We start from the raw sequence: 25059 nt of genomic DNA, 5'->3' as shown, positions 1-25059 counted from the left end.
AAACGTTATAGAAAAGTAGGATCCGAAGAAGCATACTCATATTTACGTGAAAATTATCCTGATTATCTGTATTTTTCAGAAGTTACCAATGTTGAAATGATGGGAGTCCCATTGGAAAAAGTTAAAAAAATAATAAAGCCTGAAGAAAGGCTTTTAGGCCTCAAAAAGACTTTTGATGAAGGAGGAGAAGTTAAAAATCCGGAACTGATTGCAAAATTGATGGACGTTGCTGACTTTTTCCATTTCATGGCAGACATTCCATATGACCATCTTGGAATTTCCGGTTCAATACTGCCTGGCCTTCAAAAAAGTGATGTCAGCGACCTTGATTTTGTCGTATATGGTCTTGACAATCACAGAAGAGCAATCGCTGCTTTTAAAGAGCACCGTGGAAAAGAAGTCTACATCAAAGAAGTCGACAAACACATTACCGTTGAAGGAATCACCAACGATTACTGGGATTTCGTTTATGACAAAAGAATGTTTGACGAAAGTTTAACCAAAGAAGAATTCAGATGGTATGAAAACAGAAAAGCAAACAGAGGAACAATAAACGGAACATTATTTGACATTCTAGCCACCAAAGATTATGATGAAATTGAGGGAACCTGGGGAGATACAGTTTATGAGCCTCAGGGAATAGCTCAAATCGAATGTGATATCGTAAGTGCACTCGGAGCATTCGACAATCCTTCACTCTATACAATTGAAAACGTTGAAGTCTTGGACGGAGTAGATTTCCCATTGACTGAAGTGGTTTCATTTACACACACCTATGCCGGTGAAGTTATTGACGGCGAGCACGTAATAGCTAAGGGCAAAGTGGAAAAGGTTATTGTCAATGGTGAATTTTCACACTACCGCATAGTCGTTGGAACCACCCGTGAAGCAATTGATGAATATTTGAAGCTTAAGGAAAGCCCTGCCTAGGAATGCCAAATATTTTTTTAGAGAGTTTCATACTCTCAAACCTATTTTTTTAAACAAACATCAAATAAATTACTTGATAATTATTAACATTTCACTATTTTTAAAAAATGAATAATCTTCATTGGACAAAATAACAAATATCTGATTTATTCAAAACTTTTTACAAAAAATAACGCGAGTTAAGCAAAAATAACACAATAATATATAAACATCAAACCCCTAAAATAATAATATTAAAATTAGTGTGATTATATGACAGAGCAGAAAAAATCAGAATGGAATAGTAATCTTGCATTTATGATGGCAATGATCGGTTCTGCTGTTGGTCTCGGAAACATTTGGCGTTTCCCAAATGTTCTGTACTCAAACGGTGGAGGATCCTTTATGATTCCCTACATCGTTTCACTATTTCTTTTAGGAATTTCATTTGTTTTAGTGGAATACGCAGTAGGATATAAGTTTAAAAAATCACTTGCAAGAATACTATATTCAGTTAATAAAAAACTAGAACCTATAGCATGGTTCATATTGTTAGTCGTATTTTTAATTACAACATACTATGTTTGTGTTGTAGGATGGGACTTGATTTATATATGTTTAAGTTTTACAAAAGCATGGGGAGCAAATCCTGATTTATATTTCACAAATAATGTTTTACATGCTACAGATTCCATATCAGGAATATTTACAATTGTGCCAACAGTCCTTCTATCAGTATTTGTTATTTGGTTTTTAGCATGGCTCATTATTAAAAGAGACCTGAATGACGGAATCGGTAATGTAAGTAAAACCCTCTTGCCATTGCTATGTATTATTGTAGTAATTATTGTTGCATTCTCACTAACATTGCCTGGAGCATCAGTTGGATATACTCAGATTTTCACACCGGACTGGTCGGCATTGGGTAATCTGAACGTATGGTTAGCGGCATTCGGACAAATCGTATTTTCCCTAAGTTTAGGTATGGCAATTGCAATGACATATGCAAGTTACCTGCCTGATGGTGCAAAATTGGTGGACAATGCAGTGATGGTGGCATTTTCAAACTCCGGTTTTGAAGTGTTTAACTCAATTGGAATCTTCTCAATTTTAGGATTCATGACCGTGACAAGCGGAATACCTTTTAATGAACTTGTAACTTCAGGAACTGGACTTGCATTTGTAGTTTTCCCACAGGTATTTAATACAATGGGTCCTGCAGCCCATATAATTGGACCATTATTCTTCATATGTATTCTGTTTGCAGGAATTACTTCCGTTATTGCACTTCTTGAAGGAGTATGCTATTCAATTTCAGAAAAATTCCTTATTGAGCGTAAAAAGACCGCTACTGTTGTTTGTATAGTCGGTTTTTGTATTTCAACAATTTTCGCAACAGGTGCCGGAAGTACAATACTTGGAATATTTGACGCATTCCTGAATAACTTCGCATTACTGTTTGCAGTCCTTCTTGAATGCTTAATCTTCGGTTGGATTTACAAATTTGATGATTTGATTGAAACATTAAATGCACATTCAAATATTAAAGTTGGAAAAACCTGGAAAATCGTTATCAAATACATATTGCCTATTTGTATTTTAGGTCTTTGGATTCAGGGAATTTTAACAACCATGAGTGAAGCAAACGGAGTAAGCAAGACCATCATGTTGATATTAAGTATAGTGTTAATAGTAGTTCCAATCATTTTTGCAAAAATGCCTGCACTCAATAAGAATTACTACGACGTGTAAAATTGACTTTAAATAGCTAAATTATTAGCTATTTACTTTTTTTATTTTATTTAAAAGAATTTACTTCGGTTATAACTTCTTATTTTTTATATGATTAAGTTCTAAGTAATATTACAGAATTTAAGAGGTTATAATATGATAAACATTTCTTCTATTAAAACACACATGTACTGTCCGATGAAACTTTACATCCAAAATCATGTAGATTTAAATAAAAACAGTGATTTTCAACTTGCAATTGAGATTAAAAAGCTTAAAATTGACATTTTGGATTTGATTCAAAAGAATATGCGAAAAATCAAAAAAGATATGGGCATGACTCAAATAGAACATATCCTCTCCCAAAATATTGATTCATACATTAAAAGCACCGCAGATGCAATCATCTCCATGGATTTAGGCCTTGACAATAATCAAATCAACCAAATTATCGATGATGCATACTTCAACATTAAAATTACGGCTTTAAAAATCAAACAGGCCATGTCCATCCTTGACAAAAATGCATTTGAAATAATGGACATGTTTTTTCCTAATTCAATGTATTCCTACTTATTGAAAGACACACAACTCGAACTAATTGGAATGTGCGATAAAATTGAGATAATTGACGGCAAATACTATCCTGTTGCCATTAAAAGTTCAACACCTCCAATTAAGGGAGTTTGGGACCAGGATGCAATCGAACTGGTAGCCTATGCAATACTTCTTGAAGAGGAATTTGAAACAGAAGTGTTTGTGGGATTTGTCGATTATGAAAAAATAGGAGACAGACGTCCAGTTGTGATGGATGTTAATCTTAGAAAAGGATTATTTGATGTAATGCGCGAAGTTAAAGAAATTATGGATAATAAAAAACTTCCTCAAGTTCGCAAAAATCATAGAAAATGCAGCAATTGTGAATATGCTGACATTTGCTTGAAAGACTAGTGAATGCCCTTATTCATAACAAAGAGTGAAAATAATGCAAAATAAAAATAAGAAAAGATTAAGTAAATAATGATTGAAATAATCATTATTTACCTATCAGAGAGTTGTAATAACTCACTATATGTCCATAAACATGAATTTTAAAATTTAATATTATTTCCAAGCCTTTTAATATCGAAAACCGCAGTATCCGCAACAGACATCACGGCCAGAACACCTGCTTGAATTGGATCAGTAATAATCAAATCGGCGTAATCTGTTACACTTCCAGGCATGTTAAGTGAAATCACTATTAATTTACTTTCTTTTTTAACTTTTTTAACCGCTTCGGTAATCTGTCCGCCCATAAGTGAACCTGCAAGCACCAATGCACTGACACGAGGCAATCTTGAAATAGCTTCAATAGCTTCCGCCAGAGATTTTTCACCAACCAGCGGAATAGTATCAATACTAATACGTTCTCCACGTATGTTATGCCTATCAGCTTCGGTTATTGCTCCCATTGCAACTTGAGAAACCTGTGCTCCGCCACCAACGATAATTATACGTTTTCCATAAATATCCAATTGAGAACCATGAAGCTCAACTGATTTTACTTCTTCAATATTTTTTAAATCTGAGACAAGCTCATCTATATCTGCAACATGTTCCAGTTCCAAGTTTATAGAACCCATGTTGTTTTTTTCAACGAAAAGATGAACATAACTAATATTAGCACCATGGTCGGTGATAACATCAGTAATGTCATACAATACGCCTTTCTTCTCATCAGATTTAATTGTTAATGTATAATCATTCATTTTTTGGCCTGATTTTATCTAGCTCTGCATGCGCCCGTTTCCACATGCTTAAATAATTATCATCTTTAGTTACAGGAATTACTTCGAGACCCAAATCTCGATGTTCAGCAATCCATTCTTCATGGAAAACAGGAATTTCTATTTTAATTGGCTCGGCGGTTTTATTTACAATTATTAAGTTTCTGTAAGGAAAATCCCATTCGACAATGTATCCTCCAAGACTTACCATATGATATGGTCTCATAACAAATTTCATCTAAATCACCCCTAATAATCCAATTACAATAGATAATACTCCCAATAAGGTTGTTCCAAGTATTGTTGGCAATAATTGTCTGTTTGTAAATACAGGGCTGAATGCTGAGAAGATTCCCATCATTAAGACAAGTATTAAGACAACAAGAATGTTAACTAAAATGGTCCAAGATGTAATTACCGGCGGAATACCCAGGAATAATACTGAGAATAACACACCAAGCACCATCATGAAAAATCCTCTTGTTAAATATACAATAGCTCTGTATTTAGCAGCATATTCCATGTATGGCCCTTCAATAACATCAGATTTTGCTTTAATTATTGAAAATGGATATTCATTTAATATAATCATGTATCCTATGAAAAATACAATTGCTGCAATTGCTCCTGATACTGTAAACAAGATTGGACCATGTGCCTGTTGATATGCAACAATATCTGGTAAGAAAATACTTCTTGATAGAGTAATCGGTGCAAATAATGCTAAATATAATGGAAATGACCCATAGGTAATCATTCTTAAAGATCTTCTTGAACTCATATCCTCTACAAAAGATCTTGTTACATTATTGTGAACCGCACCTTTAATTTGATCAGGGAACGGCATTCTGACAGACATTACAGACTTAGATAATGCTCCCATCAGCACATAACATATTTCTTCAACTTTTAAAAGTCCAACAATCGCAACTAAACTTGAAAGTGCAGGAATTGCGAAAGCCTGAGGAGTTAAAGCAATAAGCAAACATGTAACAACAATGAAACACAATATCGGCAATACCTTATATAATCCCGGAACAGGAGATTCGACTTTTACATTTTCCTTAAACATGAATTTAATTGGAGCCATTATTCCCGGAGCGATGACAACCGGCCCGATTCTTTGCTGAATCCTTGCATGCACATATTTTCTTTCTATACCTGGCAATAATGTTGAAATTATAAAGCAAACAATTACAGTTATTGCGGCTATAACAATTGAGTTAACCATAACATTCGAAAACATGATCTATCTCCTAATAATTTCAATTGCTCTGTCTGTACATGTAAAACAAGGGTCACATTGTACAATACAAAGTTGTGCATCTGTTAACTGTTCTCCAATACATGCATATTGCATTGCTCCAATATTTGCCATGGACGGAGTCCTTATGATACAGTGCCTTACTCTTCCACCTTCAAGTGCATATGAATGATAAAGAGTTCCTCTCGGAACTTCAATATAACTTTCAATAATATCCGTGTCAACCATTTCCCAGTCCCTGTTAACAACTTTGCCTTCAGGAATATTGGCAATAGCTTGACGGATAATTTTAATTGATTCGAATGATTCAAGAGCTCTCATTACAAGATTTGATCTTACATCCCCATCAGGTTGAGTTATAACATTATAATCAAAATCATCATATTCAAACATGGTTGTTCTCAAATCTCTTGCAACACCAGTGGCTCTAAGAGTTGGTCCAGTAACTGCCAATTCAATTGCCTGCTTTTGTGGAAGTACTCCGACACCAGTAATCCTGGATTGGACAATTGAATCTGTTAAAAACCTTTCAACAAATCCTGTGAGACCCTCTTCAACTTTATCCATATCCTCTTTAAGTCTCAGTAATTTAGCTTCATCCAAATCACATCTTGGTCTTACTCCACCTAAAACAGAACATCCGTATTGCACTCTGTTACCGCCAATCATTGCAAGTAATTCCATTACTATCTCTCTTAGGTAGAATATTCTCATTGAAAATGTCTCATGAGACAGTACTTCACAACCATGCGCTAAATATAAGAAGTGTGAATGTAAACGTTCAAGTTCTCCCATAATGATACGAATGTAAGTAGCCCTCTCTGGAATTTCAATACCTAAACCAATTTCAGCAGTTCTACATGAGTTCCATATATGTGAATTAGAACAGATTCCACAAATTTTCTCAGTAAGTGAATTTGCTTTTTCAACCGGAAGACCTTCCATAATTCTTTCTATACCTCTGTGATTTACACCAATGGTAATTTCAGCTTCCTGGACTATCTCATCCTCAACAAAAAATCTTACCCTATATGGTTCCAATGCAGCAGGGTGAACTGTACCCATTGGAATTTCCGTTTCTATAATATTACTTCTTGGTACTTTTGCATCCATTTAATCCCCTCTTTAATCCGCATCCAATAATATAGGTAACAGTGATACAACTCCCGCCAAGACATCTTGAGGCCTTACGGCACAACCAGGGATTTTTGCATTCACCGGAATAATATTTTCAACTGGTCCTTCAATTTCTTCTGATGGAATATCACCATAACAGTTTTTATATACTCCACCCATTAAAGCACAACTTCCTGCAGCTACAACCAATTTAGGATTAGGAATAGCCTTATAGATTTCTTCTAATGGTTTTCTGTTTAAATGTGTAACCGGTCCAGTGACTACCAATACATCAGCTTCACGAGGATTCCAGGTTAAAAACACATTATACTGTTCAGCATCAAACCTTGGTGATAATATTGAGTTTACAATTTCAATATCGCATCCATTACATCCACCAGTATAAACTAACATGACATGTATTGCTCTTGCTCTTGAAAATGATTTAAGACCCATCTAATCACCTTCCTCATTATTCTTTAATACAGTTGTATCTGACAAGTACTGTGCAATAAATTTAAGTTTATCGTCTGAAATTTTAAATGGTTGTTCAATGAAATCACTAACGTCCACTTCCTGGTCTCCTACACAGCTTGGGTGTATAGTTCCTTTTTCACCGTAAAGTGAATAAATCGGACAGAAATCATGACAATAGTAACATACAACACATTTTTCAAGATTAATTTCAGGTACTTCAGTCTTTGTCCATCCGTCAGTTATTTTAACAGGACTTGCCAAACTTTTCATCTCTACTGCACCTGTCGGACAGACATTTGCGCATCCCCCACATCCTATACAGGCCTTTTCGTCAACGCGATCGTCGACTTCAACTGAAAGTGTGGAGATTTGCCTTCTAAGTTCCATGTCTGTAACTCTATCGGCTGCAAAAAAGATTCTTTTAAAGTTAGTGAAAGCTCCTTCAAAAGCTATTCTAAGTATGTTCCTCATTTAAATACCCTCTATTGAATCTTTAAAATTTCTCTCGAATAAAAATGCTCTTGCAGGACATGCGTTTTTACATGCTCCACAGTAGGTACATTTCTCTTCGTTCACTACAAAGTTACCATCAATTTCATCGATTGCATCATATGAACAGGTTTTATGACATAATCCACAATGCATACACAATTTTTGTTCAATGAAGTTGAATCCATCTTTAATTTCATTTTTATACATTGTAGTTTTAGGGATTGCATCAACCGGACAGTGAACAGCACAGTTTTCACATAAAATACATTTATCCAGGTCAACGGATATTGTTCCCCTATGCAATGTAATTGCACCTTCCTGACATATCTCAGTACAGATTCCACATGATATACAATCTTCAGTTACTTTACCGTCCCAACTGGCAGTCATGAATTGACGGGCTCCAACCTCGTCACATACCTGGAAACACTTGCCGCAGCTTACACAGAATCCCGCAAGGGTTGTAAGTTCCACATCATCATATTCATCATAGATAAACATTTCATCGTCTTCACGCAATGTGTGAATTGGACAAGCAGCAATAGCTTTTTCATGAGTTCTGTTTTCTATGTCGCCTGATGGATCATATCTGAGTTTTGAATCAACATTTTTAAGTGATTCATTTTCACATAAATCAGCGCATAATCCGCAATTCAGGCAAGAAATGATTTCACCAGTTGGTTTTTGATTAATCTTATTAACAATAATTTCAAAGTCCTCTACAGAAATTGCATTGTGAGGACATGCTTTCATACAGTTCAAACAGAGCGTACAAGTTGACTTATTGACAATTTGATGTTTATTCATTGATTCGTTAGGACAAACATCACTGCACAATCTACATTCGCTGCAGATTCCTTCATCCCTGTCAATCTTTACATGAATTGCTCCTGTTGGACAATATTGACTGCATCTTCCACATAAAATACATTTTTCAGTGTCAGTTCCAAAGTAAGTTCTTGTGACCAGTTTGGTTTCACTTTCTTTTTTGGAAGGGACATTGTCCAATGGAGGATTTAAAATGTTGAATGCTCTTATTAAATTAAGTTGCTTTGATTTTTCCATTTCCCATCCGTCTACACGATTTTCGCAGACTTCAGAGCAAACACCACAACGTGAGCAGATTCCATATACAATTCCATCTTCAATAGTGATATTGTTAGTAGGACAATTGTACATGCACATTCCACATCCATTACATTTAGCCCTGTCGACTACATATCCTCCGTAGCTGTTTTCGAATATTGCTCCGTTTGGACAGTTTTTATAACATATTCCACAGGTCAGGCAGCTAAATGCTTTGCCATTAATGAATTTAATAGCTTTTGTAGGGCACTGTTTAATACAATCTCTTTTTCCTTCACATGTATTAGTTGTTAAAAACATATTAACACTCCCTTATTTACTCCGTGCAAATAATAGTTTGCCTACAAAAATTCCAATTAATGCAGATAAAAATGCAGTTGAAAGAGGTAAATCTGTGTAAAATGGATAGTTACCTAATTGCCATGCCATAATAATTCCTGCGATTAATATTACCACAAATGAGCCAAGAGTGAACTTGAAATCACTGATATTATTAAGTTTAATTTGAGATCCGATAATTAAACCTAATATCAAACCGAATATGATTGGTCCGAGACTTATCATCTATTCACCCTCCTCAACAAATTTCTTAAATCCTTCAAATGCAATAACAATTGAGGAAAGACCTACAAATACTTTTAATCCTACAAATATATTGAGGTATGGAATGATTCCTGCATTAGTAACATCAGGATAGTGGAATACATTCTGAATTGTGGCAGGAACAACATTCAATAAATCTGTTCCGAAGTTGTAGAGATAAAATCCGCCTACAAATAAACCGATTAATCCGAATATTACAAATCCTAATGCGCCAACAGATTCCAAAATTTCAATATACATATGAGACAATTCTAATGGAGAATTACCTAATCCATAAACAAGGATAGACAATGCGATTCCACTAGCAATCATTGCACCACCTTGAAAACCTCCACCCGGAGTGATATGGCCTCCAAGGACAGTCATAATACCTAAACAAATCAATATAATTGAAATTGGTAAAGATATAATTTTTAAAATCATACTGCCCTGATTCATTGTTTATCCCCCAATAATCCTCTACCGAATATTAATAATACGACTAAACCAGCAGTTAACAATATAATGGATTCGCCTAATGTATCGTATGCTCTGAAATCAAAAATGACTACAGTAACCATGTTTGGAGCTATCTGTGTTCCAAGCGTATTGTAAATGTTGCTTACACCCGGAACAATCATATCATGCAAATGGAATATTGCATCAAATAAAGTTACAGAGCATATCGCTGTCATTACTGCTGCAAGTAAATTACGAACTGTAGTTTTAGACAAGATTACCACCCCAATACATAAATGTAACGATAATTGCAAGTGTTATGACTGCATAAAACAACATTTTCTCTAAAGAATCCTCTTGTTCGATTTTGAACTTTGGAATAAGCGGAATATTAGAAATCAGCACAACAGCCAATATTAGTGTAACAAGACCTGCAAGAAGAACATTGACATGTCTTAGCAATATTGCAGATAATACTAATGAAACAATTAAAAATATTTCCGCTGTAATGCTTCCTGAAACATCTGCGTTAGTTACAGGGCCAGGTGAAAACAATTTTTTAAACTGCTTTACAACATCGAATATTTGATCATAAAGTTTCATAATATCCCTCCTACAAAGTTAGAAATTCCATTTGTTACAACATCTGGGAATACACCTAACAATATGATGATAACCAATAATACTCCCATTGCAATAATCATTGAACGTGGAACCTCTTTACCGTCTAATTTTAATTCTTTAGGTTTTGGTTTTAAAAACATTGTATAATATGTTTTTACAAATACTACAAAGGTAGCAATACTTACCACAATAGCTAAAATGGATATTTCCGGATATCCACAACTTAAAGAAGCCTGAACAAGCATTAATTTGGATTGGAATCCGCTTAAAGGAGGAACACCAGCCATTGCCAAACCGCCAAGTAAAAGCATTATACTTACTTTTGGATGGTATGCCAAAAGCCCTCCTAATTTGCGTGTGTCAACCTCATCAGTTGCATTAACTATTGCGCCAAATCCTATGAACAATAATGCAGTAATAATAATTTCGTTTAATGCTTGGAAAAGACCTGCAGTGATTGCAAATTGAGTTCCAAGACCAATACCTAAACCGATAAATCCTAACTCACCTACAGCTAAAAATCCAATCATCCTTCTGAAGTCTGTCTGAGTAAGTGCTAGAGAGACACCCAATATCATAGCCAAGATAGAGAAGAAGACTATGAGAACTTCAAAGATAGGTAAAGTTGAATATATTCTAAACATGATTAAAACAATTGAAATCATTGAAATAACTGTAAATGATTGGAGTAGCGCTGCTCCATGAGGTTCAGCCTTAGAATAAATTCCAGATTTTATAGTATGGAATGGTGGTAAACCAGATGCGTATAACCAACCAAAGAATATTAAACCGAGTGATAATAAAAATACTGGAGATTTCGCGTTAACTAAACCATTGTGAACAGCAGCTACTATGTCTGTAATATTAACACTACCAGTTAATGCCAACAGGAATCCAATTCCTAAAAGCATTATTGGTGAACCGATTGACCCTAAAATCATGTATTTTAAAGCCATTTCATAACTGTAATCAATTGATGAAGCTGCAACAATACCCACTTGTGCCAGAGCTAAAATTTCAAAGAATACAAACATGTGGAATATATCATCTGTAAGAATCATTGCAGTTACTGCAGCAGTACCTAAGAACAATAGGAACAGATAAGGTCCTGAAACTTTCCTATATTTGGTCAGATAAATGAATACAACTAAAAATGTTAAAAGACCAACAGCTGCAATAAATATTTGCTGCAGGAATGTAAATGAATATGTAATCGCCGGATGATACATCACATTAGTCACATTATCCAAAATTGGCTCATACCCTCCAAAGTAATGAAGACCATAATGAGAAGCCAATGGAATTATAGGAAGACACAACGCAACGATGAACGCCAATGCCTTAGTCAATGTGTTGAATCTTGAAAAGGCACTAATTACCAATGCAGCCATCAAAGGAACAATAACCATAAGCGGAATTAATTCATTCATTGTATTCCTCCTGTTTTGATGTGTCTGCCAGCATTACTTTTGTGGATAAAGTACCATATCTCCTATATAACACCATTACCAAAGCAAGCATAACGGCCAAAGTACTTGCGCCAATTACAATACTTGTTAATACTAAACCGAAAGGCAAAGGATATGCAGCATTTGTTGCAAACCATGATGTATCCATTCCAGGCATTAAAATTGGAACTACACCTCCAGGCCTGTAACCAATAGCAACAATGAACAGATTAGCACCTTCTTCAATAAAACTAATACCAATTATCTTTTTTATGATATTATCAACAAAAATCGCAGAATATAGTCCAATAACGACCAATGCCATTGATGTGAATAATATAATCAGTTGAGTGTCTGCCATTAGCTATCCTCCCTTTGAGTTTTTTTAACAGCCAAAGCAATGAAAACAGGAACGATAACCGCACCGACAATTGCCTGAGTCAATGCCACATCCGGTGCAAGCAAAACCTGGAAAAGAACTGCCAAAGCTCCGCCAGCAAATCCTGTTAAAATCGCAGCTTTTAATAAATCTTTCTGAATAAGAGCAAGAATTGCACTTATAACTATTATAATCATTAATACAATTTCTAACATCTTACTCCCCCTCATCAATTTCCAATGTAGTAACTGAGAACCTTTCATCCGCTTTAAGTTTTCCTGACTCTTCATTTTCTAAAGATCCAAATTTATCTTTAGGATGAATAAACGGATTATTATAATCAGGCTCTACCTCAACAGTCACTAAATCTAAATTATTTTCTCTATCTTCTTTTTTCCAATAAGCATTAGCTATTGCATGTGCTGCAAACGGTGCAATAATAAAGTATATTACCGCAAGCAGAAATTGGCCAAGAGCAATCATAGCAATAATACAGGCAATATCGAAAACACCAACAATGTGAATTCTTGCATAAACGGCATTTTTTGTATTTTTTGGAACGGTAATAAGTCCTATTGCTGATATTAAAATTAAAATGGCTGATATTATAAGAAGGGCTGATTGAATATATACTATCATGATTCATCCCCTCCCAAAACAGCAGCGAAAGCAACAGTACCTACAAAACCGAAGAATATTAAAGCTAATGATATATCCCTATAGAATCCAAGATTGTACAAATCTCCTCCAACAAGCAATGTCATTGCAAAAGCTACGACAACTGCAGAGCTTCCTAAAAGCCCCATTGAAGTGAATTTGTATGCACTTGCCCTTAAAGCGGCCAACATCATAATAATTAATGCTATAACCACAATAAATTTTGAAATAAACAATATATCCATACTATCTCACTCGAATTTTTTTAGAAAATGTATTACTCCAACATTTTCTTAATATATGGTTCAAAAGGAATAATATCCTCTTTTTTTCTTGGAGAAATAGCAGCTACTTTAATAATGTTATTCTCGCTGTCCAAATCAACAGACAAAGTACCGGGAGTTAAAGAAATACTATTTGCTAAAATTGTTTGTGAAACAGGTCTCTCTAGTACTGTTTCAATGTCCACAACAATAGGATCAATATTTCTCCCCAAAATTGAATTAAAACAAACATTAATTGTTGATTTAATTATTTCGTAAATAAGAACTACGAAATATACAATTCCGTAGACAATTCTAGTCAAAAACATTAAACAAGCTCCATTTCATTAATATTAATAATAGTCATAATATTGACTAAATAATAATATTATTATTTATCATGATTATTTATTATAAATGTATGCTTTTTTAAAAAAATCATATGGTTTTGAAAAAAAGTAATAAAAAATTTATTGAAAAAATCTAAATGAACAAAATAATCAGTGAAAATAAAAAACACCCATAAATCTATAACCAAATATAAAATTAAAGGAAAATCATTACTGAATATGAAACGCATATATTACATTCATTTAAGAGAGGATGTAAACCTCCTTAAAGGTTTAGTTACTTTCCAACTTTTGGATTCCTCCATTGATTTAACCCTTCTTTTACAGTCATACAATTCCAAAGCCAGTTTAGCTTCTTTTAAATTATCAGAATCAATAATGATATCAGCTTTATCCAAATCTTTTTTATCAGGTAAGGAAGATTCTTTTAAAAAGTTTTTAGACAAATCAGTTAAGATTCCTTTAGCTTTAGTATAATACTGAACAGAATCTGTAAATCCCATATAATAAACAAGTTTGGATGTTTGGAAGGTATAAAATTCCTCTTTAAACTCATCAAAATAATTATTTTCAACCAAATAATCTTCTATAATGTCTGAAAGAGTGAAAAAATTAACCGTATTGGAAGACGAATGAACCAATGAATCATCGTTTTCCTTATAATAATATAAATATTCCGGAACAAAAGAGATTTTTTTGGCCTTTAAAAAAGTTTTAACATGGAAAGGTGCATCGGAATATGATTTGATATCCGGAAATGTAAAATCATCACTGCTCATTAAAAATTCCCTTTTATACATTTTAAGCCAAGGGGCGAATAAATCATTTAACACATGGGATTTGACATCATTATATGTAAATGTGAATTTGTTAAAGTTAACACCTGAAAATTCCTTATCCAAATCAAATGCCGGAAATTTATATGTTTGCCCACCATTTACAAACATGACTTTAATTATGCAAAAGTCGGAATCATTTGATTTCAGATTATTATATAATTTTTTAAAGGCATTGCTGTCAAGGACATCATCAGAATCCATAAAATAAACATAGTTACCGGAAACCATGCCCAAAGCCTTGTTTCTGGTTTTTGCAACACCCATATTTTCCTGGTCGACAACAACAATGCGGCTGTCGGATTTTTGATATTCTTTAAGTATTTCCAAAGACCCGTCATCAGAGCCGTCGTTGATACATAAAACTTCAATATCATCAAATGTTTGATTAACTAAACTGTCCAAACATTCCTTTAAGTATTTCTCACTATTATAAACCGGCAATATTACTGAAATTTCGACCATAACAATATTAATTATATTTCTCACCATTATTAAATGCTACATACTACAAGGCAGGTATAAACATATTGCTCAAATAAACCAAATAACAGTGGAAAGTTATAGATCATAGCCAATACGACCAATATGAATATTGAAACTTTGCCAAAGTTGCTGTAAACCTTTTTTGATGATATTGGAGCGAATATCTTAATTCCGGAAGGTGTGAATGAATCAAGAACAACATGTGAAAATATCCCCAGACACAGACTCAACACAATTTCAATATAGTCAACATTACCCGTGTTGAATACAAATAAGCTAATGAAGAATACGGGCAGGAACAACATTAACACTTTCTTATTCAAGAATAAAAAGCTTACCGCCACTATCAGCAATGCCATTATCAAATAGCGGTTGTTAATGTTAGTCAGGGCGATGATTAACTGAAAGGACCATATTAACACTAATGAAACTGCAGATGTTAATGTTAAAATGCCAAAAATGGAATGTGTGAAACTTCTATGTTCTGAAAAATAGAATGTAACCCCTAAAAAAACAAGTATTAAACCTATATAATAAGGTAATTTTAGGATATAAAGTGAAATAAACACTATTAATCCTAGAATAATCAACTTATAGACATTGTCCTTTTTAAATTTATGATCAAAATCTGGAATATTTGCACCTATCAGAGTTAAAGCAATTAACAGAGGACTATGAAAAAACATCAATGAAAGAATTAATGCAAATATGGAATGTCCTTTATAAGAAGATATTGTAATCACCTTATTACCTAATATATGAATATTAATTAATAGGATTTGTCCAAGAGCATTTGATGAGTATTATATTCCAAAATAGTTCAAAAAACTCTTCATTTGAGACAAAGATTTCTCCACACTACCTCTGGCCACATTTCCAAAAGGAGATAAAACCTCACAGGTAACCGAAGGAATGCCTTTTAAATTGCAAACATCTTCAACAGCTCCCTTATATGAGGAGCCTGCAAAATCAAAAGAAATTATTTCAGATCCGACATCTCTTGAAATGTAGTTTGCAATCAAATAGCTTTCAGGTGAAGGAGATTTAGATGAAAAAATAGATTCAAAGCCAGGATTTGAATTTTGTGAAGTTGAGTGAAAATCACCTACAAAATCTATTTCCAACTCTAAAGCAGCATGTAAAATTAAATTACTTAAAGAATTTTTAATGTGAGTAGATCTGTTTAAATCCATTTCGTTAAAAGTTCTCTCAATATTCATTGATGACTTTGGAGCTGCAAATGGAATAAAATACAGAGTATTTGACATTTCACAGCCAAGCAGTTCATTCATTATTTTTAAAGATGCAATTTGCGGAGGCAGCTCATTTCCATGAATGCCTGAAATTAGCATTATTTTATTTCCTCCATTGCCCATTTTAAAGATTGGAGTTCCAAAAACAGATTTTTCCAAAATAAATTTATTTAAATCAGTCAACTCAATTTGAGAAAATAAATCATAGCTTCTGGAAATAAAACCACCTGAAAAATCACAGATATAACTCATTTCCAAATTATCAAATTGATTAACTTTCACAAATTCCATATATTTTAATTACATTAAGGCCATATTTAAAATTAGGGATTAGATTGAAAAAATATATCAAAAATTTAATTAAATTGGTCAATTATGAAAGAGATGCTGAAATTGAACTTATGCGTTTTGAAATAGCTCATATGTCCGGGCAAAAACGAGAGGAATTAGGCCGTGCCATCAATAAAGTTAAAGGAAAGTATATTGGTGAAGAATTAGGCCTTAAAATAGTCCAATTTGGAAGGTCAGAAATTATAGATACTGAAATATCTGTTGGAGACATGGTATTAGTCAGTACCGCAAATCCCCTAAGCAGTGATTTTACAGGAACTGTCACAGAGAAAGGTGCACGATACATTAAAGTTGCCTTTGATAAAAGAATTCCAAGATGGGTTGTAAAAAAGAAAGTGAGACTCGATTTATATGCCAATGATGTGACATTTAGACGAATGGAAGATAATCTAAACCACCTGAGTTTGAAAGGGAAAAATGCATTGGAATATATGTTGACTGAAAGAAATCCTAAAAAGAACAAGCCAGTGCCTTATATTGACTATATTGACAAATCCCTGAATGAATCTCAAAAAATAGCCATTGAAAATGCACTTTCATGTCAGAATTTTTATCTAATCCATGGCCCATTTGGAACGGGCAAGACAAGGACGTTAGTTGAGCTAATCTCACAGGAGACAAGGCAAAATCACAAAGTATTGGCTACCGCTGAAAGCAATGCTGCAGTTGACAATATTTTAGAGAGATTAATGGAAAATAAAAAATTAAATCTGACAAGACTCGGACATCCCCAAAGAGTTTCAAAACACAATATCACACAGACTCTTGCTTATAAAGTTGAAAACCATAAGTTAAACAAAAAGATTTCAAAAATTCACAAAAAAATTGACAATTTAATTGAAAAAAGAAAAGTCCATACAAAACCAACACCACAGTACCGCAGAGGCTACAGCGATTATGACATTTTATTTAATGCCTCCAAAGGAAAGGGAGGTCGTGGAATTTCTGCTGAAAAAATGAAATCCATGGCGCAGTGGATTGAATATAACCAGCAAATTGATGAACTGCATGATGACATTAAAAGAATAGAAAACAGAATGATTGGAGAAATAATTGAAAACAGCGACGTTATTCTATCGACAAACTCATCAGCTGCATTGGAATCAATTGCCAAAACAAAATTTGATGTGGCGATTATTGATGAGGCTTCACAGGCCACAATCCCAAGTGTTTTGATTCCGATAGCTAAAGCCCACAGGTTCATACTTGCAGGTGACCACAAGCAGCTTCCGCCAACAATTATCAGTGAAAAAGCTCAAAAGTTAGAGAAAACCTTATTTGAAGAGCTGATTAAGAATTACCCATTCAAATCACAGCTTTTGAATATACAGTACCGTATGAATTCTCTTTTGATGAAATTTCCAAATGCGGAATTTTACAACAACAATCTGAAAAGCGATTCATCAGTTGATGACATTACCATCAATGATATAATAAACACGACTGATAAAGAGGAAGCCATGCTTTTTGTTGACACTTCAAACATTGATGAAAACGGTGAAAGACATCTTAAAGATTCCAAATCCATAATTAACAAAACAGAAGCGGACATTGCCGTTAAACTTGCCAATGATTATTTGAATGTGGGACTTGAAGAGACAGATATTGGAATTATTAGTCCCTATGCAGATCAGGTAAAAATAATTCAGGACCGAACTCCTGTTGAAGTTAAAACCGTTGACGGTTTTCAGGGAAGGGAAAAAGAAATCATTATCATTTCAACAGTCAGAAGCAATGAAGATGGAAATATTGGATTTTTAAAGGATTTGAGAAGATTAAATGTTGCAATAACCCGTGCAAAAAGGAAATTGATAATTATTGGTAACATCAATACTTTAAAAGCTAATCCGACTTATTTAAGATTAATTGAATTTGCAAAAGAAAATAATGTTTTAGTAAAACTATAATTTTTAGGTATACCTAAACTTTTATATACCAGTAACTACAACATATTAAATAAAGTATGAAAAAATACTTTTTAATACAAAAACTCTTAATTGAGATTTCATTTTAAAAGCCCATATAACTTTCAACCTCAATTAATATTCCCTCGATTAAGAGTTTTTCTTCTGCCTTATTTTTTTAAAAATTTTAAATAGTATTAACCATATAAATATATCTTGATAATTCATTTTTATTGAAATTAATTATGGTGATTTTATGACTGATAAAGTACTTTTAGCATTCAGTGGGGGACTAGATACCTCAGTTTGTGTTAAATTATTAGAAGAAGAATACAATGTAGAAGTTATTACCGCATGTGTAGATGTGGGACAAGGCGAAGAGGAAATGGAAAAAGCAAAAGAAAGTGCGGCTAAAATTGGAGGATTAAAACACTACAATATAGACGCTAAAGAAGAATTCGCCAACGAATACATCGCACGTGGAATCAAAGCAAATGCAGAATACGAAGGATACCCATTAAGCACTGCTTTTGCAAGACCATTAATTGCTCAAAAACTTATAGAAGTGGCTGAAAAAGAAGGGGCAACCGCCATTGCACACGGTTGTACCGGAAAAGGAAACGACCAATTCAGATTTGAAGCAATTATTCTTGCAATGTCCGATTTGGATATCATTGCACCAATCAGGGAAATGAACTTAACAAGAACTGAAGAAAAGGCATATGCAGAATCCAAAGGAATCGAGTTAAGTTATGATAAAATTTACAGTATCGATGAAAATCTCTGGGGAAGAGCAATTGAAGGGGATGTGCTAGAAGACCCTGCAAATGAACCTCCAGAAGATATCTACGAATGGACTGCCTCATGGGAAGATGCTAAAGACGAACCGGAAAAAGTATCTATCGAATTTGAAGAAGGTGTTCCAGTAGCAATAAACGGCGAAATGATGCCATTAATCGATATTATCGTTAAATCAAATGAAATTGCAGGATCTCACGGAATCGGTAGAGTGGACACCATTGAAAACAGAATGATTGGTATTAAAAGTAGGGAAATATATGAAACCCCTGGTGCAAAATTATTGATTGCAGCTCACCAAGCATTAGAAGAATTGGTTTTAACTACTGACGAGTTAAGATTTGCCGAATACATGTCAGGACTCTATGCAGATTTAGTCTACAGAGCACTCTGGCAAGAACCTCTAAGAGATGATCTTGACCAAGCAATCGACAATATGCAAGAAAGAGTAAGTGGAGAAGTCGTAATGAAACTGTTCAAAGGTTCAATCCAACCAATATCCAGAAAATCTCCATTCAGCTTACACAGCATAGAACAAATTACATTTGAAGACAAAGAGACTGATCAAAGAGATGTTGAAGGTATGATCAAGTACCACGGTCTTCAAGCTGCAAATTATCAAAAACTAAACAGATAGCTTTTAAGCTATCACCTTACTTCTTTTTTTGTACCGCTTCTGCAAAATATTCATTGAAAAATCCACGATTATAATTGAATAACTGTTTAAAACTAGAATCTATAATATACATGACGCAATAGTCGTCATTGTCCCTAATACCTCTACCATAAGCCTGCATCAGCGCCATTACAGTTTGATAATAAAACCATTTAGGATCCAAATCCCTTCTATATTTTACCTGTTCGTTCAATTGAGGATAAGGAATTTTAAATACTATTTGGAACCTGCATAAATCCCCTTTAAAATCAACACCATCTTTTATGGATGCGCCAATGAGAATTATATTTTCCTTTGATTCTGTAAAATCCTTTAAAATACGATTTCTATCCTCGCCACCAACAAACATGAGACTATACTCCTTTAAGTGATCCATAATCCAAAATGCCTGCTCATTACTTGAAGTATGTATAACTCCCTTCTCGTTTTTATGCATATCCAATATCTCTTTAATTTTCTTGATAGCTCTTTTATTTTTCCAATTTGGAATGCCACGTCTAAATCCGCTCATTCGACCTACAAAATCAACATATATCGGCCTTTTAGCTACATCAAATGGGCTTTTTTCATAAATGTAATAAGTTTCATCAGGATTTATGTTGTTCCATTGGCAGAATTTATCCTTGCTTCCCAAAGTTCCGGTTAAAAATATACAGATATTGCCCATTTTCAGCAGATTTTGAGTGTCGTCCAGAACTGAATACGGTTTGAACTCAGCTGAAATGTCCATGTTATTATCCAAAATACTGTTTTTATCCGGCAAGTCAATTATCAGCTCATTATATGACAATCCCAATGAAATAGCTGCAAAGGATTTCATGTCCTGCTCAAGATTTTGCTTTTCAACATAGTCAAAATTGGAATATTTGGACGGATTACTTTCAAATTCATCCAGCGTAACTTGAACGCTCTTATCAGCATCCCCTTCAATTTTTTTAATTCTTTTTTTACATTCCTTAATTAAATCGTCACATAACCCCACCCAATAATCGGGCTTTCGTTTTAATTCATTGATTGACTTTGTACCATACATTAACGGCTCAAAAATGTCTATTCCAAATTTGGTTGAGATATATTCCCTGTTCAACTCTGATGATGAGAGCATCAACATTTTACGTTCCAGATTATGGGCTTCATCTAAAATAAGTAATTCACGAGAATCAAGAAGAGGATTTGCAACACCTGCATAGTATAAATAATCATAATTAGTAATTACATTTTTGGCTTCAACCGCTTTTTTAAAAGCCAGATTATATTCGCAGTCCCCGCATTTCCTTAAATTGTACTCTGCCTTAATGCAAAAGTCACAATTGCCCTTATAGTTACATTTGTAATTTCCACGACCCTTAATTTCAACAAGCATGTCTCCAAAATCATCAAGATACTGTTCCTGAAGTTGTTTTGTCATTGTCAGGATGTAAGAATCTTCATACATATTGGCAAGTGTTGTAGCAATGGCAGATTTTCCAATACCTGTTCCCGCTTCAAGAATTATGTTTTTATAACCTTCACCAATAGCCCAATTAATCTTATTTATTAGCTTTATTTGGCTATTTCTAGGGTAATGTCCTTTAAGCGACCAGTTTACCATCCAATCAAGATTTGAATTACTATTTTCCAATTAAATCCCCACAATTTTAATAACAACTTGATAATATTATTATATTGAATAATTATATTTAAAAGTTTATTACATAGAATAAATCATGTCCAAAATAACACAACTACAAGAAATCATTGACTCTTCAGACAATATCGTATTCTTTGGAGGAGCAGGAGTCTCAACAGAAAGTGGAATTCCGGATTTTAGATCCGAAAGCGGAATTTTTAAAAGTCTGGAAAAATATGGTGCCACACCTGAAACCCTAGTTTCACACAGTTACTACCTAGACCATACAGAAGAGTTCTTTAGCTATTATAAAGATAATCTCGTTTTCAAGGATGCTCAGCCGAATCCCGCACATTTAAAACTTGCCGAGCTGGAAAACGCCGGCAAATTAAAAGCGGTAATTACTCAAAATATTGACGGACTTCATCAAAAAGCGGGAAGCAGAGAAGTATTGGAACTTCATGGATCCATTCACAGAAATTACTGTCAAATTTGTAATAAAGAGTATGATTTAGATTATATTTTGGAAAGTGACGGCATTCCAAGGTGTGAATGTGGTGGAATCATTAAACCTGATGTGGTATTATACGAAGAACCTCTAAATAATGGAATCTTAAGCTTTTCAATCGATTATATTTCCAATGCAGAAACATTAATCATCGGAGGAACTTCACTTGTGGTTTATCCTGCCGCAGGCTTAATAAACTACTTCAACGGCAAAAATCTTGTATTGATTAATAAAAGTGAAACACAATATGACAATCTGGCGACATTAGTCATTAACGATGCCATTGGTGAGACTTTGAGCCAAATCAAAGTCCAATGATTCAGGAACCAACTCAATTCCATCCAATTGGTTATCACACCTATAAACAAGGATTTCAACACCTTCCCCATAGGCCTCATTTAATGTTTGGCTGAATACAGGATCATTTTCCCAATTCGGCCTAAAGAAATTACCGGCAGGATGTTGAATCAGGAAAAATACAACGCACCTGCTGCCTTGCTTTTTGAGTTTGATTAATTCTTTTAGGTGTTTTGCTCCCCTTTCTGTTGGAGCATCCGGAAATCTGGCTTCACCATCAACGATTAATGTGACACCTTTTACCTCAACATAACACGGTTCAACCAAAAAGCTCATTCCGCAACAATCATCCTCCTCATTGGCCAAGTATATATCAATTCTTGAATTGCCCACCGTTTTTTCCCTTTGATGATAGGAATAGCCTGAGAGCTCTTTTATTTTGCCATCTTTGATTGCATCATATACAATACTATTGGCTTGTTGTGAGTAAAGTGACACCAGAACATTTTTATTTTCAACAAAGTGCAGTGAAAATTTGGTTTTGCGATTCGGATTGTCAGAAGGTTTAAGCCAAACAGCGACACCATCAACCAAAAGCTCCTTGCAGCGCCCGGTATTTGGAACATGTGCTTTTTCCAAATTTCCGTCAACTTCCACTTCTGCAATGAACCTATTTGGACGATTTTTAAAAATTCCCTTAACATAATCCATTTTTAATCACATTTCCAATATAGGATACCAAATCAGTAGCTGAAAATCCATTTCCTTTCTCTTTAAATGCTTCATCACCAGCAAGTCCATTTATGAAAACACCCAAACAGGCACTGTCAAAAGTAGTTAATCCCTGTGAAAGCAAACTTGTTGTAATACCGGCCAGTGCATCACCAGTTCCACCTACAGTCATTCCGGGATTTCCGGATTTATTGATTCTGAATTTAGTTCCGGATAAAATTAAATCATATTGCCCTTTAACAATAACAGTTGCTTTAATTTGACGGCTAATTTTTTGAAAAGCTGTGATATTTTCATCCACTTTTTTAAAGTCATATGAATCAATGTCCAATTTTAAATCGCCATCAACATTGAAAAATGATTTGAATTCAAAAATATGCGGTGTTAGTACAATATCATCACGATTTTTAATTAATGATATTTCAACCTGTTTTAAGCTATCTGCATCCAAAACAATTGGTTTTTTGATTTTTGTAACTAAAACATTGAATAATTTAGAAGTATCTTCATCAATACCTGATCCAGGACCGATTAAAACCGCATCAACATTTTCAGACAGTTCAATTATTTCACCAGCATGTTCAAGTGATAATTTATCGCCAGGAAGTGACTTTACAATTAAATCTGGAGATGTAGACTTTATAGCCTGTGCCGCTTTTTCAGGTGATGCAACATATACCAAATCAGCGCCTGCACCTATTGCCGCCATACCTGCAATAGCAGGAGCTCCTGAATAATCACCACTTCCGCCAACTATCAACAATCGGCCATTATTTCCCTTATGGGAATTTGCACTTCTGTTCTTAAGCCTTAAAAAGTCACCATAGCTAATAAAATATTCCGCTTCGAAAGGTATTCCAATATCTGCAGTTACAAGACCTCCGACAACTTCCTCTTCTGCATCACGAACCCCTGTTTTGATTTTATGAAAGCTTATCGTATAATCAGGAATGACAGCCAAATCATCAACATTGCCGTTTAAAGGATCCATTCCTGAAGGCACATCGACACTTATTGTAATTCCCTTGGATTCGTTTATAATCTCAATGGCCCTTTTAATATTTGTCTGTAACTCCCCTTTGATTCCGGTTCCCAAAAGTCCATCAACAATAACAAACTCGGAATCTTTACTGTTTGCAATTTCACAGTCGTTAATGTCAGCCAGTGTTTTGAGATTATAAATATTTAAGCGGGACAGCCGTGGCTTCATATTTTTTAGAATTTCAAAATTGGTTTTGGCTTCGGATGAGTGAATATTGTCTTTGAGCATGTAAATGTCAACGTCATATCCCCTGTTCAGCAAATATCTTGCTGCAACGAATCCGTCACCTCCATTTCCACCGGAACCTGTAAAAATTACTACTTTAACCGGTTTTGAGAAAGTATAAACTGCAATTTTACCTACTTCCTCAGCTAAAGATTTCCCTGCAGATTCCATTAAGCATAATCTTGACAATCCTAAATATTCACAATTATAATCAGTTACCATCATATCTATAGGATGCATAATATCCCACACATTTATAGTGTCGGATATTTTCGATTACTGCATGTCAGTCGGATGCATAATATCCCACACTTTTTTAGTGTCGGATATTTTATTTAACTCCATATCAATAGGACGCATAATATCCCACACTTTTACTCTCTACGACAATATATTCTATTGTTTTTAATATTAATTAAATTTTTTTGAAACCAAAAAGGTGACAAATATAATCTTATTATTTTGTTTATATAATTAATATAATAAATAGATGTATTACAATCAAAAACAACATAAAATTATTTTATCATGTGGAATACCATCTATCCACATCAACTCTTCTGGTTTGAGTTTCACTAGCTATTTTTTCATAAGCTCCAGTGAACGCAACTACACAGTCATCATGAATAGCTTCATTTGGATATGCAGTTATTTTTTCCAGAAATTCCATCGCCCATTTTTTCGTGAACCCGGTCGAATCCTTTCCAACAAGGAAAATTCCCTTCTTTTGAATATC

30 protein-coding genes are annotated in these 25059 nt (G+C 34.2%); 6 read left to right on the top strand and 24 right to left on the bottom strand.

Annotated features, from left to right (window positions below):
• From ACJMLH_RS03950 to cas4, 3 genes are all read left to right on the top strand, one after another.
• On the top strand, nucleotides 1–930 hold a 930-nt coding region (locus tag ACJMLH_RS03950; protein ID WP_405274938.1), incomplete at its 5' end, for a DNA polymerase subunit beta.
• Nucleotides 931–1182: 252 nt separating this feature from the next.
• A complete protein-coding gene (locus tag ACJMLH_RS03945; protein ID WP_405274936.1) occupies nucleotides 1183–2661 on the top strand; it encodes a sodium-dependent transporter in 1479 nt (492 codons plus the stop codon).
• A gap of 135 nt (nucleotides 2662–2796) precedes the next feature.
• The gene (gene cas4 / locus ACJMLH_RS03940) at nucleotides 2797–3591 is read left to right on the top strand and encodes a CRISPR-associated protein Cas4 (protein ID WP_405274934.1); all 795 of its coding nucleotides are present in this window, start codon (nucleotides 2797–2799) and stop codon (nucleotides 3589–3591) included.
• Nucleotides 3592–3731: 140 nt separating this feature from the next.
• Here cas4 and ACJMLH_RS03935 read toward each other — a convergent pair whose 3' ends face one another.
• The 20 genes from ACJMLH_RS03935 to ACJMLH_RS03840 form a co-directional block, all read right to left on the bottom strand.
• Nucleotides 3732–4391: a DUF5612 domain-containing protein gene (locus ACJMLH_RS03935; protein ID WP_405274932.1), complete on the bottom strand. Its 660-nt coding sequence runs from the start codon at nucleotides 4389–4391 to the stop codon at nucleotides 3732–3734.
• Complete coding sequence (locus ACJMLH_RS03930; RefSeq protein ID WP_405274930.1) at nucleotides 4384–4647, bottom strand: energy-converting hydrogenase B subunit P; 264 nt, start codon at nucleotides 4645–4647, stop codon at nucleotides 4384–4386. The genes ACJMLH_RS03935 and ACJMLH_RS03930 overlap by 8 nt, the downstream gene beginning before the upstream one ends.
• On the bottom strand, nucleotides 4648–5655 hold the full coding sequence (locus tag ACJMLH_RS03925) for a respiratory chain complex I subunit 1 family protein (RefSeq protein ID WP_405274928.1): 1008 nt from the start codon (nucleotides 5653–5655) through the stop codon (nucleotides 4648–4650).
• Nucleotides 5656–5658: 3 nt separating this feature from the next.
• Nucleotides 5659–6786: a nickel-dependent hydrogenase large subunit gene (locus ACJMLH_RS03920; RefSeq protein ID WP_405274926.1), complete on the bottom strand. Its 1128-nt coding sequence runs from the start codon at nucleotides 6784–6786 to the stop codon at nucleotides 5659–5661.
• 12 nt (nucleotides 6787–6798) lie between these two features.
• Complete coding sequence (locus ACJMLH_RS03915; RefSeq protein WP_405274924.1) at nucleotides 6799–7245, bottom strand: NADH-quinone oxidoreductase subunit B family protein; 447 nt, start codon at nucleotides 7243–7245, stop codon at nucleotides 6799–6801.
• Nucleotides 7246–7737 (bottom strand): 4Fe-4S binding protein, encoded by a 492-nt coding sequence (locus ACJMLH_RS03910; protein ID WP_405274922.1) that lies wholly within the window; start codon nucleotides 7735–7737, stop codon nucleotides 7246–7248.
• A complete protein-coding gene (locus tag ACJMLH_RS03905; protein ID WP_405274920.1) occupies nucleotides 7738–9144 on the bottom strand; it encodes a 4Fe-4S binding protein in 1407 nt (468 codons plus the stop codon).
• Nucleotides 9145–9156: 12 nt separating this feature from the next.
• Nucleotides 9157–9408 carry an energy-converting hydrogenase B subunit J gene (locus ACJMLH_RS03900; protein ID WP_405274918.1) on the bottom strand — a complete coding sequence of 84 codons (252 nt, stop codon included), beginning with the start codon at nucleotides 9406–9408 and terminating at the stop codon, nucleotides 9157–9159.
• Nucleotides 9409–9885, bottom strand: coding sequence for an MnhB domain-containing protein (locus tag ACJMLH_RS03895; protein ID WP_405274916.1), 477 nt, complete (start codon nucleotides 9883–9885; stop codon nucleotides 9409–9411).
• The gene (locus tag ACJMLH_RS03890; RefSeq protein WP_405274940.1) at nucleotides 9882–10121 is read right to left on the bottom strand and encodes an EhbH; all 240 of its coding nucleotides are present in this window, start codon (nucleotides 10119–10121) and stop codon (nucleotides 9882–9884) included. The genes ACJMLH_RS03895 and ACJMLH_RS03890 overlap by 4 nt, the downstream gene beginning before the upstream one ends.
• Before the next feature lie 31 nt (nucleotides 10122–10152).
• Nucleotides 10153–10488 (bottom strand): hydrogenase, encoded by a 336-nt coding sequence (locus tag ACJMLH_RS03885; RefSeq protein ID WP_405274914.1) that lies wholly within the window; start codon nucleotides 10486–10488, stop codon nucleotides 10153–10155.
• Nucleotides 10485–11939, bottom strand: a complete 1455-nt coding sequence (gene ehbF / locus ACJMLH_RS03880; protein ID WP_405274912.1) for an energy conserving hydrogenase EhbF — start codon at nucleotides 11937–11939, stop codon at nucleotides 10485–10487. Before ehbF ends, ACJMLH_RS03885 begins: the two co-directional genes overlap by 4 nt.
• Nucleotides 11932–12318 (bottom strand): cation:proton antiporter subunit C, encoded by a 387-nt coding sequence (locus ACJMLH_RS03875; protein WP_405274910.1) that lies wholly within the window; start codon nucleotides 12316–12318, stop codon nucleotides 11932–11934. Before ACJMLH_RS03875 ends, ehbF begins: the two co-directional genes overlap by 8 nt.
• The gene (locus ACJMLH_RS03870) at nucleotides 12318–12551 is read right to left on the bottom strand and encodes a DUF4040 domain-containing protein (protein WP_405274908.1); all 234 of its coding nucleotides are present in this window, start codon (nucleotides 12549–12551) and stop codon (nucleotides 12318–12320) included. The genes ACJMLH_RS03875 and ACJMLH_RS03870 overlap by 1 nt, the downstream gene beginning before the upstream one ends.
• A 1-nt stretch (nucleotide 12552) precedes the next feature.
• A complete protein-coding gene (locus tag ACJMLH_RS03865) occupies nucleotides 12553–12975 on the bottom strand; it encodes a cation:proton antiporter (RefSeq protein ID WP_405274906.1) in 423 nt (140 codons plus the stop codon).
• Nucleotides 12972–13238, bottom strand: a complete 267-nt coding sequence (locus ACJMLH_RS03860) for a hypothetical protein (RefSeq protein ID WP_405274904.1) — start codon at nucleotides 13236–13238, stop codon at nucleotides 12972–12974. Before ACJMLH_RS03860 ends, ACJMLH_RS03865 begins: the two co-directional genes overlap by 4 nt.
• 32 nt (nucleotides 13239–13270) lie before the next feature.
• Nucleotides 13271–13585, bottom strand: coding sequence for a monovalent cation/H+ antiporter subunit E (locus tag ACJMLH_RS03855; protein ID WP_405274902.1), 315 nt, complete (start codon nucleotides 13583–13585; stop codon nucleotides 13271–13273).
• Nucleotides 13586–13845: 260 nt separating this feature from the next.
• Nucleotides 13846–14907, bottom strand: coding sequence for a glycosyltransferase family 2 protein (locus ACJMLH_RS03850; protein WP_405274900.1), 1062 nt, complete (start codon nucleotides 14905–14907; stop codon nucleotides 13846–13848).
• Between the two features lie 29 nt (nucleotides 14908–14936).
• The gene (locus ACJMLH_RS03845; protein ID WP_405274898.1) at nucleotides 14937–15671 is read right to left on the bottom strand and encodes a metal-dependent hydrolase; all 735 of its coding nucleotides are present in this window, start codon (nucleotides 15669–15671) and stop codon (nucleotides 14937–14939) included.
• Nucleotides 15672–15731: 60 nt separating this feature from the next.
• The gene (locus tag ACJMLH_RS03840) at nucleotides 15732–16472 is read right to left on the bottom strand and encodes a succinylglutamate desuccinylase/aspartoacylase family protein (RefSeq protein WP_405274896.1); all 741 of its coding nucleotides are present in this window, start codon (nucleotides 16470–16472) and stop codon (nucleotides 15732–15734) included.
• Between the two features lie 44 nt (nucleotides 16473–16516).
• On the opposite strand from ACJMLH_RS03840, the gene ACJMLH_RS03835 reads away from it, so the two are divergent.
• Nucleotides 16517–18439: an IGHMBP2 family helicase gene (locus ACJMLH_RS03835; protein ID WP_405274894.1), complete on the top strand. Its 1923-nt coding sequence runs from the start codon at nucleotides 16517–16519 to the stop codon at nucleotides 18437–18439.
• A 253-nt stretch (nucleotides 18440–18692) separates the two neighbouring features.
• Nucleotides 18693–19871: an argininosuccinate synthase gene (locus tag ACJMLH_RS03830; RefSeq protein ID WP_405274892.1), complete on the top strand. Its 1179-nt coding sequence runs from the start codon at nucleotides 18693–18695 to the stop codon at nucleotides 19869–19871.
• A 16-nt stretch (nucleotides 19872–19887) separates the two neighbouring features.
• On the opposite strand, the gene ACJMLH_RS03825 is transcribed toward ACJMLH_RS03830, so the two are convergent.
• The gene (locus ACJMLH_RS03825) at nucleotides 19888–21531 is read right to left on the bottom strand and encodes a helicase C-terminal domain-containing protein (RefSeq protein WP_405274890.1); all 1644 of its coding nucleotides are present in this window, start codon (nucleotides 21529–21531) and stop codon (nucleotides 19888–19890) included.
• A gap of 85 nt (nucleotides 21532–21616) precedes the next feature.
• On the opposite strand from ACJMLH_RS03825, the gene ACJMLH_RS03820 reads away from it, so the two are divergent.
• Nucleotides 21617–22345, top strand: coding sequence for an NAD-dependent protein deacylase (locus ACJMLH_RS03820; RefSeq protein WP_405274888.1), 729 nt, complete (start codon nucleotides 21617–21619; stop codon nucleotides 22343–22345).
• On the opposite strand, the gene sfsA is transcribed toward ACJMLH_RS03820, so the two are convergent.
• The 3 genes from sfsA to ACJMLH_RS03805 all read right to left on the bottom strand — a co-directional run.
• Nucleotides 22292–23035: a DNA/RNA nuclease SfsA gene (sfsA, locus tag ACJMLH_RS03815; protein ID WP_405274886.1), complete on the bottom strand. Its 744-nt coding sequence runs from the start codon at nucleotides 23033–23035 to the stop codon at nucleotides 22292–22294. The genes ACJMLH_RS03820 and sfsA overlap by 54 nt on opposite strands.
• Nucleotides 23022–24563, bottom strand: coding sequence for an NAD(P)H-hydrate dehydratase (locus ACJMLH_RS03810; RefSeq protein WP_405274884.1), 1542 nt, complete (start codon nucleotides 24561–24563; stop codon nucleotides 23022–23024). Before ACJMLH_RS03810 ends, sfsA begins: the two co-directional genes overlap by 14 nt.
• A gap of 286 nt (nucleotides 24564–24849) precedes the next feature.
• On the bottom strand, nucleotides 24850–25059 hold a 210-nt coding region (locus tag ACJMLH_RS03805; RefSeq protein WP_405274882.1), incomplete at its 5' end, for a hypothetical protein.

The sequence above is a fragment of the Methanobrevibacter sp. genome (assembly GCF_045116495.1).
Lineage (GTDB): Archaea > Methanobacteriota > Methanobacteria > Methanobacteriales > Methanobacteriaceae > Methanocatella.
This window is presented reverse-complemented; position numbering and strand designations above follow the sequence as displayed.

Coding starts and splice junctions, on each gene's coding strand:
- ACJMLH_RS03925 (WP_405274928.1), bottom strand. CDS start 5,655: ATGTTTTCGAATGTTATGGTTAACTCAATTGTTATAGCCGCAATAACT.
- cas4 (WP_405274934.1), top strand. CDS start 2,797: ATGATAAACATTTCTTCTATTAAAACACACATGTACTGTCCGATGAAA.
- ACJMLH_RS03855 (WP_405274902.1), bottom strand. CDS start 13,585: ATGTTTTTGACTAGAATTGTCTACGGAATTGTATATTTCGTAGTTCTT.
- ACJMLH_RS03870 (WP_405274908.1), bottom strand. CDS start 12,551: ATGTTAGAAATTGTATTAATGATTATAATAGTTATAAGTGCAATTCTT.
- ACJMLH_RS03820 (WP_405274888.1), top strand. CDS start 21,617: ATGTCCAAAATAACACAACTACAAGAAATCATTGACTCTTCAGACAAT.
- ACJMLH_RS03840 (WP_405274896.1), bottom strand. CDS start 16,472: ATGGAATTTGTGAAAGTTAATCAATTTGATAATTTGGAAATGAGTTAT.
- ACJMLH_RS03895 (WP_405274916.1), bottom strand. CDS start 9,885: ATGAATCAGGGCAGTATGATTTTAAAAATTATATCTTTACCAATTTCA.
- ACJMLH_RS03935 (WP_405274932.1), bottom strand. CDS start 4,391: ATGAATGATTATACATTAACAATTAAATCTGATGAGAAGAAAGGCGTA.
- ACJMLH_RS03890 (WP_405274940.1), bottom strand. CDS start 10,121: ATGACAGCGATATGCTCTGTAACTTTATTTGATGCAATATTCCATTTG.
- ACJMLH_RS03945 (WP_405274936.1), top strand. CDS start 1,183: ATGACAGAGCAGAAAAAATCAGAATGGAATAGTAATCTTGCATTTATG.
- ACJMLH_RS03930 (WP_405274930.1), bottom strand. CDS start 4,647: ATGAAATTTGTTATGAGACCATATCATATGGTAAGTCTTGGAGGATAC.
- ACJMLH_RS03875 (WP_405274910.1), bottom strand. CDS start 12,318: ATGGCAGACACTCAACTGATTATATTATTCACATCAATGGCATTGGTC.
- ehbF (WP_405274912.1), bottom strand. CDS start 11,939: ATGAATGAATTAATTCCGCTTATGGTTATTGTTCCTTTGATGGCTGCA.
- ACJMLH_RS03850 (WP_405274900.1), bottom strand. CDS start 14,907: ATGGTCGAAATTTCAGTAATATTGCCGGTTTATAATAGTGAGAAATAC.
- ACJMLH_RS03920 (WP_405274926.1), bottom strand. CDS start 6,786: ATGGATGCAAAAGTACCAAGAAGTAATATTATAGAAACGGAAATTCCA.
- ACJMLH_RS03885 (WP_405274914.1), bottom strand. CDS start 10,488: ATGAAACTTTATGATCAAATATTCGATGTTGTAAAGCAGTTTAAAAAA.
- ACJMLH_RS03860 (WP_405274904.1), bottom strand. CDS start 13,238: ATGGATATATTGTTTATTTCAAAATTTATTGTGGTTATAGCATTAATT.
- ACJMLH_RS03905 (WP_405274920.1), bottom strand. CDS start 9,144: ATGTTTTTAACAACTAATACATGTGAAGGAAAAAGAGATTGTATTAAA.
- ACJMLH_RS03910 (WP_405274922.1), bottom strand. CDS start 7,737: ATGAGGAACATACTTAGAATAGCTTTTGAAGGAGCTTTCACTAACTTT.
- ACJMLH_RS03915 (WP_405274924.1), bottom strand. CDS start 7,245: ATGGGTCTTAAATCATTTTCAAGAGCAAGAGCAATACATGTCATGTTA.
- ACJMLH_RS03865 (WP_405274906.1), bottom strand. CDS start 12,975: ATGATAGTATATATTCAATCAGCCCTTCTTATAATATCAGCCATTTTA.
- sfsA (WP_405274886.1), bottom strand. CDS start 23,035: ATGGATTATGTTAAGGGAATTTTTAAAAATCGTCCAAATAGGTTCATT.
- ACJMLH_RS03830 (WP_405274892.1), top strand. CDS start 18,693: ATGACTGATAAAGTACTTTTAGCATTCAGTGGGGGACTAGATACCTCA.
- ACJMLH_RS03810 (WP_405274884.1), bottom strand. CDS start 24,563: ATGCATCCTATAGATATGATGGTAACTGATTATAATTGTGAATATTTA.
- ACJMLH_RS03900 (WP_405274918.1), bottom strand. CDS start 9,408: ATGATAAGTCTCGGACCAATCATATTCGGTTTGATATTAGGTTTAATT.